Here is an 18,373-nt window from a genome sequence, read left to right on the forward strand (position 1 = left end):
TGGCGCGTATCAGACATGTTTGCGGACCTCGCCACTGCCCTCAATGTTCTGCACGCAACGGCCGCAGATCTCGGGATGTTCACTATGGCTACCGACATCTTCCCGATGGTGCCAGCAACGCGCACATTTGGTCTGAGTCGACTTGACGATCTTCAGCTTGAGGCCTTCCAACTCGGTTACCACTGCGTCAGCAGGAGCCTTTTCGATGGGCTCGACCCTTGCGCCTGAGGTGATCAAAGCGAAGCGAAGTTCATCTTCCAGCGCACCCAAGTCGCCCTGCAGCCCCTCATCGGCGAAAAGAGTCACCTCAGCCTGAAGAGCGCCTCCAATTGCCTTGGCTGCGCGCATAGCTTCCAGCTCTTTGTTGACGGCGGCTTTCACTTCGGTGACCCGCACCCAGTAAGACTGGTCAAGCTCGAACCCTTCCGGCAGACGCGTCAGCCCCTGGTACCAGGTATTGAGCATCACCGATTCGTTGCGCTCGCCCGGCAGGAACTGCCAGATCTCGTCGGCGGTGAAGGCCAGCACCGGCGCGATCCAGCGCACCAGCGCCTCGGCGATGTGGAACAGCGCGCTCTGGCAGGAGCGCCGCGCCACGCTGTCGGCGGCGGTGGTGTATTGGCGGTCCTTGATGATGTCCAGGTAGAAGCCGCCCAGCTCCTGCACGCAGAAGTTGTGCACCTTGTGGTAGACGTTCCAGAAGCGGTACTCGTCGTACGCCTCGATGATCTCGTCCTGCAGGCGCGCCGCGGCGTCCAGCGCCCAGCGGTCCAGATCGAGCATCTGCTCCACCGGCAGCAGGTCGCGCGCCGGGTCGAAGCCATTGAGGTTGGAGAGCAGGAAGCGCGTGGTATTGCGGATGCGCCGGTAGGCATCGGCGCTGCGCGAGAGGATGGTCTTGGACACGGCCATCTCGCCGGAGTAGTCGCTGGAGGCCACCCACAGGCGCAGGATGTCGGCGCCCAGGCTGTCGTTGACCTCCTGCGGGGCGATGACGTTGCCCAGCGACTTGGACATCTTGCGGCCGTTCTCGTCGACCACGAAGCCGTGGGTCAGCAGGCCGCGATAGGGCGCGTGGCCGTCAATGGCGCAGCCGGTCAGCAAGGATGAATGGAACCAGCCACGATGCTGGTCGGAGCCTTCCAGGTAGAGGTCGGCGCGCGGACCTTCTTCGTGGCCCATCGGGTGCGAGCCACGCATCACGTGCCAATGGGTGGTGCCGGAGTCGAACCAGACGTCCAGGGTGTCGCTGATCTTCTCGTACTGCGCCGCTTCCTCGCCCAGCAGCTCGGCCGCATCCAGCTTCGACCAGGCTTCGATACCACCCTGCTCGACGCGCTGCGCCACCGCCTCCATCAGCTCGACGGTACGCGGATGCAGCTCGGCGCTCTCCTTGTGCAGGAAGAACGGGATCGGTACACCCCAGGTGCGCTGACGCGAGATGCACCAGTCCGGGCGGCCGGCGATCATGCCGTGCAGGCGCGCCTGGCCCCAGGCCGGGACGAACTGGGTCTGCTCGATGGCATCCAGCGCACGGCGGCGCAGCGAGCTGCCGTCGTGGGCGACCTTGTCCATGCCGACAAACCACTGCGCGGTGGCGCGGTAGATCAGCGGGGTCTTGTGCCGCCAGCAGTGCATGTAGCTGTGCTGGATAGCTTCATGCCTGAGCAGCGCGCCGACTTCGCGCAGCTTCTCGACGATCGCCGGGTTGGCCTTCCAGATGAACTGGCCGCCGAAGAACGGCAGGTCGCTGACATAGACGCCATTGCTCTGCACCGGGCCGAGGATGTCGTCGTTCTGCATGCCGTAGTGCTTGCAGGAGCGGAAGTCGTCCTCGCCGTAGGCCGGCGCCGAGTGAACGATGCCGGTACCCGAACCGGTCTCGACATAGTCGGCCAGGTACACCGGGGAGAAGCGCTCGTAGAACGGGTGGCGGAAGCGGATCAGCTCCAGCGCCCGACCTTCGCAACGGGCGATGATCTCGCCGGACAGCTCGTAGCGCGCCAGGCACGACTCGACCAGCTCCTCGGCGAGCACCAGCAGGCGCTCACCGGTATCGACCAGCGCGTAGACGAATTCGGGATGGACGTTGAGCGCCTGGTTGGCCGGAATGGTCCAGGGCGTGGTGGTCCAGATGACGATGCTGGCGGGCTTGGCCAGACTGGCGACACTGAAGGCTTCGGCCAGTTTGTCGGCGTCCTCGACGACGAAGGCGACATCGATGGCATCGGACTTCTTGTCCTGATACTCGACCTCGGCCTCGGCCAGCGCCGAGCCGCAGTCGAAGCACCAGTTCACCGGCTTCAGGCCCTTGAACACGAAGCCGGCCTCGACCATCTTCGCCAGGGCGCGGATCTCGCCGGCCTCGTTGGCGTACTCCATGGTCTTGTAGGGGTTGTCCCACTCGCCCAGCACGCCGAGGCGGATGAAGTCGGCCTTCTGCCCCTCGACCTGCTCGCCGGCGTACTCGCGGCAGCGCTCGCGGGTCTTGTCGGCTGGCTGGTTCTTGCCGTGGGTGATCTCGACCTTGTGCTCGATCGGCAGGCCGTGGCAATCCCAGCCGGGCACGTAGGGCGCGTCAAAACCCGAAAGGGTCTTGGAGCGGATGATCATGTCCTTGATCACCTTGTTCACCGCATGACCGATATGGATGCTGCCGTTCGCGTAGGGCGGACCATCGTGCAGGATGAACTTGGGGCGAGCCTCACCGATCTGGCGCAGCTTGCGGTACAGCGCAATGCTGTCCCAGCGCGCAAGCATCTCCGGCTCGCGCTGCGGCAGGCCGGCCTTCATCGGGAATGCCGTTTCCGGCAGGTTGAGGGTCGCTTTGTAGTCGGTCATCGTCAGTCAGGCTCGTTATTGAAGCGGTTGACCGAGCCAGTAGGCCCGGGCGGCAGCGATATCCGCATCGATCGCCGTTTTCAGCGCCTCCAGAGAGGCAAAACGCTGCTCGTCGCGCAGCTTGCGATGGAAGGCCACCGCCATCCGGTGGCCATAGAGGTCGCCGGAGAAGTCCAGCAGATGCACCTCAAGATGAGCGCTGCCGTCGCCGGCGACGCTGGGCCGCACACCTATGTTGGCAACCCCGGCATGGCGCTGGCCGTCGACTCGCGCACTGACCAGGTAGACGCCATGCAGCGGCGCCTTGCGCCGCTTGAGCTGGACGTTGGCGGTCGGCGCGCCGAGCTGGCGGCCGAGCTTCTGCCCATGCAGCACACGGCCGGAGATGCAGTAGGCACGACCGAGCAAGCGTTCGGCGAGGGTGAAATCCGCCGCAGCGAGCGCTTCGCGGACCCGCGTGCTGCTGACCCGCTCGCCGTCCAGCTCGACGGTGGCGGCGGCCTCGACGCTGAAGCCATGCTCGGCGCCGGACTGCAACAGAAAATCGAAGTCACCGGCACGATCACAGCCGAAGCGGAAATCGTCGCCGATCTCCAGGTGACGGATGCCAAGACCATCGACCAGCACCTGCTGGACGAACTGCGCAGCGGACAGCTCGCGCAGGCGGCGATTGAAGGCCAGGCAGACCACCCGCTCGACCCCTTCGGCGGCGAGCAGCTCGAGCTTGTCGCGCAACCGCGCCAGGCGCGCCGGGGCAGTCTCGGGACCGAAGAACTCGCGCGGCTGCGGCTCGAAGATCACCACACAGGCTGGCACCTGCAACTCGGCGGCGCGCTCGCGCAGGCGCATCAGGATTGCCTGATGGCCGCGATGAACGCCGTCGAAGTTGCCGATGGTGGCGACGCAGCCCCGATGCTGGGGCCGCAGATTGTGGAGGCCTCGTACCAGCTGCATAGCACGCTTCTAGGTTCGAAAAGGGGGCGATTATACGCACAGCAGAGCCTGCCGGGTAGGCTGGATGCGGCGACGGCAGCGGCTTTCGGCGTACTCGGAAAGGTATCGGATCGTGCCGCTAGAGGACGGCCTTGCGGGAAAAGTCGCGCAACCGGAAGCCCATCAGCGCGAGCGCACCGAAATAGCTGATCACTCCCGCCAGGACCAGGCCGCCCAGGCGCAGCAGGCGCTCGAACATGCCGCCCGTATCCCACGCCGGCATCAGCTGCAACAGCCCGAGCAGCACCGCGACCATCAGACACACCGCCAGCCCCAGCCTGAGCACGAACACCAGCCAGCCCGGCTGCGGAACATAGAAGCCGCGCGCGCGCAGCTTCCAATAGAGCAGACCGGCGTTGAGGCAGGCCGCCAGCCCGACCGCCAGCGCCAGCCCGGCATGCGCCAGCGGCAGCACCAGCACGAAGAGAACATTCATTACCTGGGTCATCGCCAGGGTGAACATCGCGATGCGCACCGGGGTGCGGATGTCCTGGCGTGCGTAGAAGCCCGGCGCCAGCACCTTGACCATGAGAATGCCGAGCAGGCCCACCGAATAGGCGACCAATGCGCGCTCGGTCATCGCCGCATCGCTGGCGCTGAACTTGCCGTACTGGAACAGCGAGGCGATCAGCGGCTCGGCCAGCACCGCCAGGGCTAGCGCGCAAGGTAGTGCCAGCATCAGGCACAGGCGCAGCCCCCAGTCGAGCAGCCGGGAATAGGCATCGACATCCTGACTGGCGTGACTCTTGGAGAGTGACGGCAGAAGAATGGTCCCCAGCGCCACGCCGAGCACGCCGGCCGGCAGCTCCATCAGCCGATCCGCGTAATACATCCAGGACACCGAACCTGCGACCAGGAAGGAGGCGAACACGGTATTGATGATCAGCGAGATCTGCGCCACCGAAACACCGAGGATCGCCGGCCCCATCTGCTTGAGCACCCGCCAGACACCGCGATCACGCAGGTTCAGCCGGGGCAGCACCAGCATGCCGATGCGCTTGAGCTGCGGCAGTTGGTAGACCAGCTGCAGCACGCCGCCGACCAGCACCGCCCAGCCCATGGCCATGATCGGCGGATCGAAATAGGGCGTCAGAAACAGCGCGAAGAAGATCATGCTGACGTTCAGCAGCGTCGGTACGAAGGCCGGTACGGCGAAGCGGTTCCAGGTATTGAGCACTGCGCCGACCAACGAGGACAGCGAGATCAGCAGGATGTAGGGAAAGGTCACCCGCAACAGACTGCTGGTCAGCTCGAAGCGCTCGGCGTTGTCGGCAAAACCCGGCGCCGTCGCCCAGACCAGCCAGGGCGCACAGAGCACACCGATCAGCGTCACCACCGCGAGAACCAGCGTCAGCAGGCCGGCTACATAGGCGAAGAAGGTACGCGCCGCTTCCTCGCCCTGCTGTGCCTTGTACTCGGCGAGGATCGGCACGAAGGCCTGGGAAAAGGCCCCCTCGGCAAAGATGCGACGCAGCAGGTTGGGCAGCTTGAAAGCGACGACGAAGGCGTCGGAGGCAATGCCGGCACCGAAGATCCGCGCCATGATGGTGTCGCGCACGAAGCCGAGGATGCGCGAGATCATGGTGACCGAACTGACCGCCGCCAGCGATTTGAGTAGATTCATCGAACGCAGATGCCTGAAGGATTCGCCGCAGCCGTGGAAGCTGGCGAGTGTAGAGCGCAGCGCCCGAGAAAGCACCTGGCCGCCCAGCTCGGCAACCGATCCGCGACTTGCATTGAATAGTGCGAACGGCCTTGACAAGGCCCGACTCGGTCGGCATGATTCGCGGCCTTATTTGTTTGCTATCCCCCAGTTTTTTCGAGGAGCTTGACGGTGGCCAATACACCTTCTGCCAAAAAACGCGCCAAACAGGCTGAGAAGCGTCGTAGCCATAACGCCAGCCTGCGCTCCATGGTCCGCACCTACATCAAGAACGTGGTCAAGGCTATAGACGCCAAAGACCTCGACAAGGCCAAGACCGCCTACACCGCAGCTGTCCCGGTCATCGACCGCATGGCTGACAAGGGCATCATCCACAAGAACAAGGCCGCTCGTCACAAGAGCCGCCTGAATGGTCACATCAAGGCACTCTCCGCTGCCTGATTCGACCCTTCGATAAAAGAACCGGCCCAGGCCGGTTTTTTTATGCCCGCGTAGCAGCCACGAGGCGCCGTATCACTGCAGGCAGGATTAGCCGCCTACGGCGTAATCCGCCATAGATCCGAGCGCGGCGGTGAGTCTCCACCCCACACCTGGCAGTACGGAACTGGCGCAATGCGCTGCGCTTATTGCGCCCTACACCCCTACGCCCCGCCTGATTCGACCCTTCGATAAAAAACCGGCCTTGGCCGGTTTTTTATGTCTGCAGATTCGTATTGGTGCCTGTCAGTGCTCGGGCCAGGGCAGGATCGGGATGGCGGTCACCGAGTTCTGCGGGCTTCCCTCGATCACCCGGTCGCTGTAGACCAGATACACCAGGGTGTTGCGCGTGCGATCGAAGAAGCGAACCACCTGCATGCTCTTGAAGACCAGCGAGGTGCGCTCGCGAAACACTTCCTCGCCATCCTTGAGATCGCCACGAAACTCGATGGGCCCAACCTGACGACAGGCAATGGACGCCTCCGAGCGATCCTCCGCCAGACCCAGCCCACCCTTCACCCCACCGGTCTTGGCACGCGACAGATAGCAGGTCACGCCCGCGACCTTGGGATCGTCGAATGCCTCCAGGACGATCTTGTCGTTCGGCCCCAGCCACTTGAACACGGTGGAGACCTCGCCGATCTTCTCGCCGAAGGCCACGGAGGACAGCAGGGAGTAACCAAGCAGTACGGGTAACGCCAGCGCCTTCATCCTTCGCTCCTCAGACCAGAACCAGATTGTCGCGATGGATCAGCTCGGGCTCGTCGACATAGCCGAGCAAGGACTCGATGGCATCCGAAGCCTGACCGATGATCTTCTGCGCCTCGACCGCGCTGTAGTTGCACAGCCCGCGGGCGATCTCGCGACCCTCGGCATCCACACAGACGACCATCTCGCCACGGCGAAAGTTGCCCTCCACCCGCCGGACGCCGACCGGCAACAGGCTCTTGCGCGCATCGCGCAGCGCCGCAACAGCACCCGGATCGATGGTCAGAGTGCCGCGCGTCTGCAGGTGCCCGGCGAGCCACTGCTTGCGCGCCGCCAGCAGACCGCACTCGGAGGTCAGCAGAGTGCCCAGGCGCTCGCCTTCCTGCAGACGACCCAGCACCCGCTCGATGGCGCCACCGACGATCACGGTAGAGGCACCCGAGCGCGCCGCCAGACGCGCAGCACGCAGCTTGGTCTGCATGCCGCCACGCCCCAGCGCACCGCCGGTACCGCCAGCAACGGCATCCAGCGCGGCATCGTCGGCGCGCGCCTCGAAGATCAGCTGCGCATCGGGGTTATGCCGCGGATCGGCATCAAACATGCCGTCGCGATCGGTGAGGATCACCAGCAGATCGGCTTCGACCAGGTTGGCGACCAGCGCCGCCAGGGTGTCGTTGTCGCCGAAGCGGATCTCGTCGGTGGCGACGGTATCGTTCTCGTTGATCACCGGCACCGCACCCAGCTCGACCAGCGTGCGCAGGGTGCTGCGCGCATTCAGGTAGCGCTTGCGGTCGGAGAGATCGTCATGGGTCAGCAGGACCTGGGCGGTATGCCGGCCGTGCTCGGCGAAGGCCGACTCCCAGGCACGCACCAGACCCATCTGACCAACCGCCGCCGCGGCCTGCAGCTCGTGAATGGCGCTCGGCCGCACGCTCCAGCCCAGCCGACTCATGCCGGCAGCCACCGCCCCCGAGGAGACCAGCACCAGTTCGATGCCAGCCTCGCGCAACGCAACCATCTGCCCGACCCAGCGTGCCATGGCCGCCTGATCGAGCCCGCGACCGTCTGCCGTGAGCAGAGCGCTGCCGATTTTCACCACCCAGCGCCGCGCGTTCGTCACCTTGTCCCGCATCATCCCCGCCTCAATCACAGATCAGACATTCGGTGTAGCGGGTACCCGCCACACCGGGTTCCGGCCGTACAGCTGCCGGCCAGGTCAGCGAACGTAGATGATCTCCGGCCCGTCGCCATCATCCTCGTCGTCATCGAAGTCGTCATCCGACTCCTCGACATTCTTCAGGCCGGCTCGGCGCAACGCGCGCTGATCGTCCAGCGCTTGTAGACGGGCACGCGCCTCATCTTCGATGCGCTGATCAAGCTCGGCGAGCGCCTCGGCGTACTCCGGCTCCTCGACCAGCCGCAGCGTGCGCTCGTCCAGATAGCGCATGATCGCCTGGCTCAACTCCTCGGTCCCCTCGCGCTCCAGTGCGGAGATCACGAACACCGGGCCTTCCCAGTTCAGCCGCGCCACCACCTGACGCATGCGCTCCTCGCGCTCATCATCGAGCAACTGGTCGGCCTTGTTCAGCACCAGCCAGCGGTCACGCTCGGCCAGCGCCGGACTGAAACGTCCGAGCTCCTCGACGATGGTCTGTGCAGCCTCGGCCGGATCGCTCTGATCCAGGGGCGCCAGATCGACCAGATGCAGCAGCAGCCGCGTGCGCGCCAGGTGCTTGAGGAAGCGGATGCCCAGACCGGCGCCATCCGAGGCGCCCTCGATCAGGCCCGGAATGTCGGCGACCACGAAACTCTTGTAGCGCCCGACGCTGACCACCCCCAGGTTCGGCACCAGGGTGGTGAAGGGGTAATCGGCAACCTTCGGCTTGGCGGCGGAGACCGCACGAATGAAGGTGCTCTTGCCGGCATTCGGCAACCCCAGCAGACCGACGTCGGCCAGCACCTTGAGCTCCAGTTTGAGATCGCGCGCATCCCCCGGCTTGCCATTGGTGGTCTGCCGCGGCGCACGGTTGACGCTGGACTTGAAACGGGTGTTGCCCAGGCCGTGCCAGCCGCCTTGGGCGACCATCAGCCGCTGACCCGGCTTGACCAGATCGCCGATGACTTCCTGGGTGCCTGCATCGATCACGGTGGTGCCGACCGGCACCGGCAGGACCAGGTCCTCACCCTTGTGACCGGTACAGTCCGTACTGCCGCCCTTTTCGCCGTTCTTGGCGGCGAAGCGGCGGGTGTAGCGGTAGTCGACCAGGGTATTGAGGTTCTCGTCAGCGACGATGTACACCGAGCCGCCGTCGCCACCGTCGCCACCGTTGGGGCCACCGTTCTCGATGAACTTCTCGCGACGGAAGCTCATCATCCCGTTGCCACCGTCGCCGGCCTTCACATGTATCGATACTTCATCAACAAATTTCATTGCATGCCTCCCGCCGCAGCGGGCGAGCCTTGGGTTCAGCTGGAACCCGGAGTACAGAAACAAAAAAGCCCCGTCGCAAGACAGGGCTCTTCCAGCAGCATCGCGATCAGGCCGCGACGACGCTCACGTAGCGGCGATTGAAGGCGCCCTTCACTTCGAACTTGACCACGCCGTCGATCTTGGCGAACAGGGTGTGGTCCTTGCCCATGCCGACGCCGTAACCGGCGTGGAACTGGGTGCCGCGCTGACGCACGATGATGTTGCCGGCCTTGATGGCCTGGCTGCCATACATCTTCACGCCAAGGCGTTTGCTTTCTGAATCGCGACCGTTGCGGGTACTACCGCCAGCTTTTTTGTGTGCCATGAGTTCAATACTCCAATAAGAGGATCAGGCGAGCTCAGCTCAGCCCTGGATACCAGTGATTTTGATCTCGGTGTACCACTGACGGTGGCCCTGACGCTTCATGTGGTGCTTACGACGGCGGAATTTGATGATGCGGATCTTGTCGTGACGGCCTTGCGAGACGACTTCAGCAGTCACCTTGGCACCGTCGACGACCGGAGCACCGATCTTCACGTCATCGCCATTGGCGATCAGCAGAACGCGATCAAGGGTAAAGGATTCGCCAGTGGCGAGCTCCAGCTTCTCGACCTTGAGGAATTCGCCTTCAGCGACTTTGTATTGCTTACCACCGGTAACGATTACAGCGTACATGTCTTTCTCCGTTGATCCTGCTCACCCAGCGCTTTATAGGAAGAGTCGTCGGCTGGCATGGCTGCCCGGGGCCGGAAGGACGCCCGTGCAATTGCGTAAGGCAGGGAAAATGCCCAGTTGAGTTCGGGGTGCGCGATTGTACGCAAGGCTCCGGGGCCACGCAAGGGTCATGGCTACTCGCCTTGACAGTCCCATACCCCCCACCTAGCATGCCGCGCAACCTAACTGGAGTGACCCCCGCCGATGCAACCCCAGGCCTTCTACCGCGTGGTGGCTGACGACTTCGCTGCCGTTGACGGCATCATCCGCAACCAGCTCGTCTCCCGCGTTCCCCTGGTGGAAAAGATCGGCGACTACATCATCTCCGCTGGCGGCAAGCGCCTGCGCCCGCTGCTGGTACTGCTGGCAGGCCGCGCCCTGGGCTATCGCGCCGACGACCTGCAGTTGCTCGCCGCAACCATCGAATTCCTGCACACCTCGACCCTGCTGCATGACGACGTGGTCGACAAGTCGGACATGCGCCGCGGCCGCTCCACCGCGAACGCCCAATGGGGCAACGCGCCCAGCGTGCTGGTCGGCGACTTTCTCTATGCACGTTCCTTCGAAATGATGGTCACCCTCGGCTCGATGCCGGTGATGCGCATCATCTCCCAGGCCACCCGCGTGATCGCCGAAGGCGAGGTGCTGCAGCTGTCCAAGGTGCGTGACGCCAGCACCACTGAAGAGACCTACATGGAAGTCATTCGCGGCAAGACCGCGATGCTGTTCGAGGCCTCCACCCATAGCGCCGCGGTACTGGCCAGCGCCAGCGCCGAACAGGCCGAAGCACTGCGCACCTTCGGCGACCACCTGGGCATCGCCTTCCAGCTGGTCGACGACCTGCTCGACTACAAGGGCGACGCCGCGGAGCTGGGCAAGAACGTCGGCGACGACCTGGCCGAAGGCAAGCCAACCCTGCCACTGATCTACACCATGCGCGAAGGTAGCGCCGAACAGGCCGCCCTGGTGCGCAAGGCAATCCAGCAGGGCGGCATCGATGACCTGGAAAGCATCCGCAGCGCGGTCGACGCCGCCGGTGCGCTCGATTACACCGCCAAACTCGCCCGCAACTACGCGGACAAGGCCATCGCCTGCCTGGAACTGCTACCCGCCGGCGAGCATCGTGACGCATTGATCGAGCTGACCCGCTTCGCTGTCGCCCGCACCCACTGAAGCCCTACGCTGAGCAGACAGATGCGCCGCCATCCGCGGCGCTCTGGCCTGCCGCAGCGCCTCTCGCCCACACCCTTGAGCAAGTAGCAGGCCGGCAAACCGGCACCGCTCCCGCCAGACGGGCGAAATTAGAGTCTTGCTATTTTCTTAATAAGAATTATTCTCATCTCAACCAGCAAGGAGAGATGAGCCATGACCTACCTGATCGACGCCTGGCTTGACCGCCCGCAACCCTATCTGCGAATCCTCAACCGGGAAACCGGCGAGGTCTGCGCGCTGCTCGAGAACGAGGCGCTGGACGAGCTGCGTGAGCAGGGCGAACTGGATATGCAGGGGTTGGCTTCAAGCGAACCGACGGTGCAGAAGGAACTGGTGCGCAACCTGTTCCTGTTCTGCTACGCACGGGCCTTGCGCCCGCACACCGATCCCGAGTACCCGCAGCAGCGCGCCGCCGTCTGGAGACTGTGACGGCGCGCCGCGCGGTCGTACTCAGAGTACGTCGAGCAGTTCGACGTCGAACACCAGCACGCTGTGCGGCGGAATGCTGCCAACCGCCTGGCCGCCATAGGCCAGCTCGCTCGGCACGTGCAGGCGCCACTTGCTGCCGGCCTTCATCAGTTGCAGGGCCTCGACCCAGCCAGCGATCACGCCGCCGACCGGAAACTCTGCCGGCTCGCCACGCTCGTAGGAGCTGTCGAACACGGTGCCGTCGATCAGGGTGCCGTGGTAATGGGTGCGTACCTGGTCGTCACGGCCAGGCTGGGCGCCCTCGCCCGCCACCAGCACTTCGTACTGCAGGCCGGACTCGAGTACGGTCACACCTTCGCGACGGGCATTCTGCGCCAGATAGTCACGACCTTCGGCTGCGGCTGCATTGGCCTTGGCAGCGGCTTCTGCCTGCATGATCTCGCGGATGACGCGGAAGCTGGCGTTCATCTCTTCGCTGGAAACCTGGCTCGGCTTGCTGGCAAAAGCGTCGCGCAGGCCGGCGACGATGGCTTCCAGCTGCACACCCGGCGGCGGATTGTCACGCAGCTGGTCGCCGAGCTGACGGCCGATGCCATAGCTGACGCGTGCCTCGTCGGTAGTAAGGTTCAGTTCGGACATGACCGGCTCCCGCTGGAAAAAAGGGCAGCAAGCCTATCACAGACTCCCGCGCCGGCCACGGCAGCGCTGCGAGCAGTAGCGCACCTGCTCCCAGCAGCGCGCCCATTTGCGCCGCCAACTGAATGGCCGGCCGCAGACCGCGCACAGCTTCTGCGCCAGATCGGCCTTGCGCTTCACAGCGAATCCCCTGCATCCAGGCGCGCCAGCAGCAGATCCCCCCGCTCGCGCAGGGCTTCGCGGCGCTCCGGCGCCATGTTGGCGAGCAGCCGATAGGCCGGCGCGAGCCGCGGGTTGCCCTCGAGCAGGTCGCGCTCACGCATGAGGAAGTGCCAGTACAGCGCATTGAACGGACAGGCCTGCTCGCCAAGGCTCTCGCCAACCCGGTAACGACAATCCGAGCAATAGTCGGACATCCGCCTGATGTACTGGCCGCTGGCGCAGTAGGGCTTGGAGGCCATGAAGCCGCCGTCGGCGTGCAACGCCATGCCCAGGGTGTTGGGCAGCTCGACCCAGTCGACGGCGTCGAAGTAGATCGCCAGATACCAGTCGCAGACTTCCTTCGGCACCACGCCGGCCAGCAGCGCGAAGTTGCCGGTGACCATCAGCCGCTGGATGTGGTGCGCGTACGCCAGCTGCAGCGTCTGCCCAATCACCTGGCGCATGCAGTTCATCCCGGTGTCGCCGTTCCAGTAGAAGGACGGCAGCGGCCGGCTGCAGCCGAAGAAATCGAGCTCGGCGTAATCCGGCATGCGCGCCCAGTAGATGCCATGCACGTATTCGCGCCAGCCGATCAGCTGACGGATGAAGCCCTCGGCAGCATTCAGCGGCGCACGCCCGGCATGGTAGGCAGCCTGCACATCGTCACAGAGCTCGCGCACCTTGAGCAACCCCAGGTTCAGCGCCGCGCTGATGCGTGCGTGGAACAGAAAGGGCTCGCCGCTGGCCATGGCGTCCTGGTAGTCGCCGAACGCCGGCAGGGCGAAGTCGAGGAAGTGCCGCCACAGCTCAAGCGCCTGCTCCCGGGTCACCGCCAGATCGAAGCCGGATAGCGCGCCCGGATGATCGGGGAAGCGCCGTCGCACCAGCTCCAGCACCTCCAGGGTGATGGCGTCGGGGCTGAAACCCGGCGCCAACGGCCCGCGCAGCCCCCGCGGCAGACGCTTGCGGTTCTGCGGGTCGTGATTCCAGCGCCCGCCTTCGGGATTGCCGTCCGCCTGCATCAGCCAGTCACCACGGCGGCGCATCTGCCGGTAGAAGAGCTCCATCCGTGGTGCGCCACACTTCTCCAGCCAGGCAGCGAAGGCACGGCGGGAGCAGAGAAAACGGCTATCGGCGTGCCAGTGGATAACGCACTCGCAGGCCCGCAGCGACGCTTCTACCCGCCAGTCGCCGGCTTCGGTCAGGTGAACTTCCTGCGGCTGCAGCGCCGTCACCCAGCGCTGCAGCTCGGCAGCCAGCGAGCCGCTGTTGTGCGGATCGTCGAGCTCGGCATAGTGCAGGGTCCAGCCCGCTGCGCGCAGCGTCTCGGCGAAATGGCGCATGGCACTGAACTGGAACACCAGCTTGCGCCGGTGATGCGCCACATGACCGGCCTCAGCCGCCACCTCGGTCATCAACAGACAATCACGCGCAGGGTCGAGCGCGCGCAACGTCGGCAGCGCCAGCGACAGCTGATCGCCGAGCAAGAATCCCAGGCGCACCCCTACCAGCCCGAGCGCATGGCGATCGGCACGCGCAACGGCGCAGCCTGCTCCAGCGGCATGCCGCACATCTCGGTATGCGCCTCGGCATGCTGCAGGTGAAACGGCTGCTCCGGCAGCTCGCGCAACAGATCCCGCGCATGCTCGACCGAGCGCAGCCGCCACACCCGGCCCTCCGCGTCGCGCAGCAGATGGCGCTGATCGGCCGTAGTGATCTGCAGCAGATAGATGCCGCCTTCCAGCGACAGCAGCGTCAGATCCGCGATTGCGCCGGCACAGGCAAGGCGCTTGCATTCGTCGAAGAACATGGAAAACCTGTACAAGAGATTAATCAAATATAATCTTTGTACAATTTTATCCAGAAAGCAAAACGCCCGCAGCGAGCGGGCGCAAGGCACGCCGCAGCGATCAACGATCGTGTTTGGTCAGCTTGTCCAGATAACCCATGGCGAAGGCGGAAACGACGAAGGTGAGATGCAAAACCACGTACCACTTCAAGTACACCGGCTCGATGTTGCGGGCGTCCATGAACACCTTGAGCAGGTGGATGGAGGAGATCGCCACGATGGAGGCTGCGACCTTCATCTTCAGCGAGCCGGAATCCAGCTTGCCCAGCCATTGCAGCTTCTCCTTGCCGTCGTCGATATCCAGCTGCGAGACGAAGTTCTCGTAGCCGGAGATCATCACCATCACCAGCAGACCACCAACCAGGGCCATGTCGATCAGCCCGAGCAGCACCAGGATCAGGTCGGCCTCGGTCTTCTCGAACACATGCGGAATCAGATGGTAAAGCTCATGGAAGAACTTCAATGACAGCGCCAGCACCGCCAGCGAAAGACCCAGATAGATCGGTGCCAGCAGCCAGCGCGCGGCATACATGGTGTTTTCGATGAGGCGTTCCATGGCATCTCGCAGGGGTGAGGGAAACCGCGCGAGTATACCCAGCGACCCAGGCGACTCAAAGGCAGGCGGGGCGAATCCTCAGCTTGTTGATAACCCTCGCCGACGCAGGCGCAGATGCTATCGCTGACAGCGGAGTGATCAGCTTTCCGGGCGAGACAGCCGATGTTCGGTGCCGACCACGCCGCCCCCCGCCAGACGGCGCAACTCGGCCTGCAGGTGCAGGCGCCAGCTCAGCGGCTCGGCGGCCACTCCGTAACCCATCCGCAGCAGCTCTTCGGCAATCGCCGCCAACCCCGCCTCAGCCTCGCACCCCTCGTAGAACGGGCCTTGCGAGTGAATGAAGGACGGCTGCGAAGCACTCAGTCCGGCTGCCAACAGCAGGTACCAGGTGCCATCGGGCTGGTGCAGCGGCCGCGCCAGCCCTTCGATCCGAGTGACGACGCCGGCGTAGCTGTGCTCAAGACAGAGGTGGCTCGACATGGCGAAATCCTCCGAAGACCTGCCCGCAGACTACGCCCGCGCCGACCCGCGCAACAAGCCCGGTTATCCCCAGAGACTGTGGATAACTCTGTGGACGGGTTCCGGATAAGCCGACCCGGGCGACGCCCCGCCAGCCTTCCGGCCGATCGATCAGTGACTGACCAGCCAGCTCACCAGCGCCGCCGACCGCGCGCCTTGACTACCGGCTTGTCGCCCTCCTGCGCCTGCTGCGCCGCGAGGGTCTGCAGCTCCTTGAGTCGAGGGTCCTCGCGCTCCTCTTCCTCCATCCCCAGCTCGGAAATTTCCCGTAGCCGCTCGACGACCTGGGCGTTGACGCTGTCTTCGGGAAACACCCCGTCGGCATCCGGCTCACCCACCGCGATGCCGGCCAGCAGACTCAGCGCCTCATCGACATGGCGCACCGAATAGACGTTGAACTGGCCGGCACGTACCGCCTGCAGCACGCGCTCATCGAGCATCAGGTTGGTGACGTTGGCGCGCGGGATGATCACGCCCTGCTCACCGGTCAGCCCACGCGCCTCGCACAGACGGAAGAAACCCTCGATCTTCTCGTTGACCCCGCCGACCGCCTGCACTTCGCCGAACTGGTTGATCGAGCCGGTGATCGCGAAGCACTGCTTGAGCGGCTTGCGTGCCAGCGCCGAGATCAGCGTGCAGACCTCGCCGAGCGAGGCGCTGTCGCCGTCGACGTAGCCGTAGGACTGCTCCAGGGCGATGCTCGCCGAGATCGCCAGGGGAAATTCCTGGGCGTAGCGGCTGCCGAGGTAGCCGGTAAGGATCATCACCCCCTTGGAGTGGATCGGCTGGCCGAGGTTGACCTCGCGCTCGATGTCGACGATGCCGGAACTGCCCGGATAGACAGTGGCGGAAATCCGCGCCGGCACGCCGAAGGCCGAGTCGCCAACCTCCAGCACGGTCAGCCCGTTGCACTTGCCAATGGCTGCGCCGTCGGTGTCGATCAGGATGATGCCGGCGAGCATGTCGTCGAGGATGCGCGCCGAGACCCGGCCGGTGCGGGTGGCCTTGGCCTTGAGCGCCCGTTCGATATGGCCGACGTCGGTAACCTCCTCGGCCGCCAGCTGGCGAATGAAGTCCGCCTCGCTGACCAGCTGGAACAGGTCGCCGATACGCGCCGACAGACGCCCCTGGTGCTCGGCCAGGCGCGCGCTGTAGGTTGCCAGACGCGCCACCGCCGCCGAGGTCAGCGGCGCCATGCCCTCCTCCGAGGTGCGCGTCTTGAGCAGTTGGGCGAACTGTTCGAGGCTGTCGTCGGCCAGCGGAATCTCCTCGTCGAAGTCCACCAGCACCCGGAACATCTCTTGGAAGTCCGGGTCCAGGTCCTGCAGCGCGTAATACAGCTGACGCGCGCCGATGATCACCACCTTGACCTGCAGCGGGATCACCTCCGGCGACAGCGTCACCGTGGCCAGCCGGCCGAGCTCGGCCAGTGGCGATTCCATCTTCAGTTGGCGTGAATGCAGCGCGCGCTTGAGGGCGTCCCAGACGAAGGGCTCGCCGAGCAGCTTCTCCGCCTCGAGGATCAGAAAACCACCATTGGCCCGGTGCAACGCACCCGGCCGCAGCTGTCGGTAGCTGGTGTAGAGCGCGCCCTGATCGGTGCTGTACTCGATCCGGCCGAACAGGTTGTCGTAGGTTGGATGCGGCTCGAACACCACCGGTGCGCCACCCTGGGAGTGATGCGCCACCACCAGGCTCGGCGAGTACATCTCTTCCAGCAGCAGGCGTGCCTGGGCGTCCTTTTCCACCTCGACCAGCTGCGCCACCACCGTCTTCAACAGATTGACCTGCACCGCCTGCAGGTAGGCACAGACACCGGCGTTCTCCGCGTACTTCTGCGACAGCGGCGCCAGCAGTGGCTGCAACGCCAGGGTAATGGTCTCTTCATTGAGCTGGCGCAGCTGGTTGCTCGACTCGCGCTTCCACTGCGGCAGGCTGGCCAGCTCCTCGTTGAGGCGTTCCTCCAGCCCGGCGATATCCTCGTGGAAGCGCTCGCGATCGGCCTCCGGCAGCTGGGCGAACTCGGCCTCGTCCAGCGCCTTGCCATCCAGCATCGGGGTGAAGGCGATATTGGTGCTGTCGCGATAGAGCGCGACGTTCTTCTCCAGCGACAGGCGCTCGATCACATCCAGCGCCTGGTCGTAGCGCTTGTTGAAGGCGCGATCGATCAGGCTCTTCTTCTGTTGGTAGGCCGGGTGCTCGAACACCGCCGGAAAGGTCGCCAGCAGGTTCTCGATCAGTTGGCTGATGTCCTCGACGAATTCGGTGGCGCTGCCTGGCGGCAGCTCCAGCACACGCGGCTCGCGTTGCTCGTCGAAGTTGTTGACGTAGACCCAGTCGCTCGGGGTCTGCAGACGCTTGGCCTCGGTCTTCAGGTAGCGCCGCACGTAGGAGAAGCGCCCGGTGCCCGGTTCGCCCATGACAAAGACGTTGTAGCCCGGACGTGGCATGGCCACGCCGAACTGCAGCGCCTCGACCGCGCGCTCCTGGCCGAGCACACCGCGAAACGGCTCCAGCTCATCGGTGCTGGCAAAGACGAACTGCTCTGGCGAGAAGGGACGGGTCAGCGCATCGGGCGCCAGACGCAGGCTGGCGGCAATGGAGTCGGGCATCGGAAATCCTTGGCGAGACGACGATAAAGGCAGAAAACGCAACTGCCCGCATTCTGGCGCCCCCCGTCCGGGCAAGGCAAGCAAGGCAGCGCCTCGACCCCGGCGTCTGCTTCAATCCGTGATCCGTACCAGCAATGGAGAAAAGCGCAGCGCCGTCAGTCGCGCGCCGTTGCGCACGCCAGGCACAACTCTGCCGCAGGCATTGCCTGCAGTCGCGCCAGTTGGATGGGCTCGCCACAGCCCAGGCACTGACCGTAACGCCCCTCCTCCAGTCGCGCCAGCGCATGGCGCACCGCCAGCAGCCCGGCTTCGGCCTCCTGCAGCAGACCCTGCAGTACCTCGTCGTTCTGTCGCTGCGCCGCCTGCTCGGCGAAATCCGGTGAGTGGCTGCGCTGCAGGTCGCGACGGATCGCCTCGACACGCTGCTGATATTCATGCGCCAGCGTGTGCAGGGCACTGGCAGGATCGAATGGGTTCATGGCGGCACTCTCT

19 protein-coding genes are annotated in these 18,373 nt (G+C 64.7%); 3 read left to right on the plus strand and 16 right to left on the minus strand.

Features of this window, described 5'->3' with window-relative positions; translation table 11 throughout:
• Positions 1 to 9 precede the first annotated feature (9 nt).
• From ileS to murJ, 3 genes are all read right to left on the minus strand, one after another.
• Entirely contained in the window at positions 10 to 2,841 is a 2,832-nt protein-coding gene (gene ileS / locus DBO85_RS11560; RefSeq protein WP_108107430.1) for an isoleucine--tRNA ligase, read from the minus strand.
• Positions 2,842 to 2,856: 15 nt separating this feature from the next.
• Positions 2,857 to 3,795, minus strand: coding sequence for a bifunctional riboflavin kinase/FAD synthetase (ribF, locus tag DBO85_RS11565; protein WP_108107431.1), 939 nt, complete (start codon positions 3,793 to 3,795; stop codon positions 2,857 to 2,859).
• Between the two features lie 118 nt (positions 3,796 to 3,913).
• The gene (gene murJ, locus DBO85_RS11570; RefSeq protein WP_108107432.1) at positions 3,914 to 5,458 is read right to left on the minus strand and encodes a murein biosynthesis integral membrane protein MurJ; all 1,545 of its coding nucleotides are present in this window, start codon (positions 5,456 to 5,458) and stop codon (positions 3,914 to 3,916) included.
• Positions 5,459 to 5,668: 210 nt separating this feature from the next.
• Between murJ and rpsT the strand changes: the two genes are divergently transcribed.
• Positions 5,669 to 5,938 (plus strand): 30S ribosomal protein S20, encoded by a 270-nt coding sequence (gene rpsT, locus DBO85_RS11575; protein WP_108107433.1) that lies wholly within the window; start codon positions 5,669 to 5,671, stop codon positions 5,936 to 5,938.
• A 282-nt stretch (positions 5,939 to 6,220) separates the two neighbouring features.
• Here the strand turns inward: rpsT and DBO85_RS11580 are convergent, their stop codons facing one another.
• The 5 genes from DBO85_RS11580 to rplU form a co-directional block, all read right to left on the minus strand.
• The gene (locus DBO85_RS11580) at positions 6,221 to 6,685 is read right to left on the minus strand and encodes a CreA family protein (protein WP_108107434.1); all 465 of its coding nucleotides are present in this window, start codon (positions 6,683 to 6,685) and stop codon (positions 6,221 to 6,223) included.
• A gap of 10 nt (positions 6,686 to 6,695) precedes the next feature.
• Entirely contained in the window at positions 6,696 to 7,814 is a 1,119-nt protein-coding gene (proB, locus tag DBO85_RS11585; RefSeq protein WP_108107623.1) for a glutamate 5-kinase, read from the minus strand.
• An 84-nt stretch (positions 7,815 to 7,898) separates the two neighbouring features.
• Positions 7,899 to 9,113 carry an Obg family GTPase CgtA gene (cgtA, locus tag DBO85_RS11590; RefSeq protein ID WP_108107435.1) on the minus strand — a complete coding sequence of 405 codons (1,215 nt, stop codon included), beginning with the start codon at positions 9,111 to 9,113 and terminating at the stop codon, positions 7,899 to 7,901.
• Positions 9,114 to 9,219: 106 nt separating this feature from the next.
• Positions 9,220 to 9,477, minus strand: a complete 258-nt coding sequence (rpmA, locus tag DBO85_RS11595) for a 50S ribosomal protein L27 (protein ID WP_108107436.1) — start codon at positions 9,475 to 9,477, stop codon at positions 9,220 to 9,222.
• Between the two features lie 39 nt (positions 9,478 to 9,516).
• Complete coding sequence (rplU, locus tag DBO85_RS11600) at positions 9,517 to 9,828, minus strand: 50S ribosomal protein L21 (protein ID WP_108107437.1); 312 nt, start codon at positions 9,826 to 9,828, stop codon at positions 9,517 to 9,519.
• Positions 9,829 to 10,071: 243 nt separating this feature from the next.
• Between rplU and DBO85_RS11610 the strand changes: the two genes are divergently transcribed.
• Positions 10,072 to 11,040 (plus strand): polyprenyl synthetase family protein, encoded by a 969-nt coding sequence (locus DBO85_RS11610; protein WP_108107439.1) that lies wholly within the window; start codon positions 10,072 to 10,074, stop codon positions 11,038 to 11,040.
• Positions 11,041 to 11,232: 192 nt separating this feature from the next.
• Positions 11,233 to 11,508 (plus strand): PA4570 family protein, encoded by a 276-nt coding sequence (locus DBO85_RS11615; RefSeq protein WP_108107440.1) that lies wholly within the window; start codon positions 11,233 to 11,235, stop codon positions 11,506 to 11,508.
• A gap of 21 nt (positions 11,509 to 11,529) precedes the next feature.
• Here DBO85_RS11615 and DBO85_RS11620 read toward each other — a convergent pair whose 3' ends face one another.
• From DBO85_RS11620 to DBO85_RS11650, 8 genes are all read right to left on the minus strand, one after another.
• Positions 11,530 to 12,147: an FKBP-type peptidyl-prolyl cis-trans isomerase gene (locus DBO85_RS11620; protein ID WP_108107441.1), complete on the minus strand. Its 618-nt coding sequence runs from the start codon at positions 12,145 to 12,147 to the stop codon at positions 11,530 to 11,532.
• Between the two features lie 36 nt (positions 12,148 to 12,183).
• Complete coding sequence (locus DBO85_RS11625) at positions 12,184 to 12,324, minus strand: DUF2256 domain-containing protein (protein WP_108107442.1); 141 nt, start codon at positions 12,322 to 12,324, stop codon at positions 12,184 to 12,186.
• Complete coding sequence (locus DBO85_RS11630) at positions 12,321 to 13,847, minus strand: cryptochrome/photolyase family protein (RefSeq protein ID WP_233356598.1); 1,527 nt, start codon at positions 13,845 to 13,847, stop codon at positions 12,321 to 12,323. The genes DBO85_RS11625 and DBO85_RS11630 overlap by 4 nt, the downstream gene beginning before the upstream one ends.
• A gap of 2 nt (positions 13,848 to 13,849) precedes the next feature.
• Complete coding sequence (locus DBO85_RS19455) at positions 13,850 to 14,155, minus strand: DUF6482 family protein (protein ID WP_233356599.1); 306 nt, start codon at positions 14,153 to 14,155, stop codon at positions 13,850 to 13,852.
• 100 nt (positions 14,156 to 14,255) lie between these two features.
• On the minus strand, positions 14,256 to 14,750 hold the full coding sequence (locus DBO85_RS11635; protein ID WP_108107444.1) for a TIGR00645 family protein: 495 nt from the start codon (positions 14,748 to 14,750) through the stop codon (positions 14,256 to 14,258).
• Positions 14,751 to 14,888: 138 nt separating this feature from the next.
• Positions 14,889 to 15,230: a PA4575 family protein gene (locus DBO85_RS11640; RefSeq protein ID WP_108107445.1), complete on the minus strand. Its 342-nt coding sequence runs from the start codon at positions 15,228 to 15,230 to the stop codon at positions 14,889 to 14,891.
• 170 nt (positions 15,231 to 15,400) lie between these two features.
• A complete protein-coding gene (locus DBO85_RS11645; protein WP_108107446.1) occupies positions 15,401 to 17,881 on the minus strand; it encodes a Lon protease family protein in 2,481 nt (826 codons plus the stop codon).
• A 155-nt stretch (positions 17,882 to 18,036) separates the two neighbouring features.
• Positions 18,037 to 18,360, minus strand: a complete 324-nt coding sequence (locus tag DBO85_RS11650; RefSeq protein WP_108107447.1) for a TraR/DksA family transcriptional regulator — start codon at positions 18,358 to 18,360, stop codon at positions 18,037 to 18,039.
• Positions 18,361 to 18,373 lie beyond the last annotated feature (13 nt).

Source organism: Pseudomonas mangrovi (assembly GCF_003052585.1).
In the GTDB taxonomy this organism is placed as follows: Bacteria; Pseudomonadota; Gammaproteobacteria; order Pseudomonadales; family Pseudomonadaceae; genus Aquipseudomonas; species Aquipseudomonas mangrovi.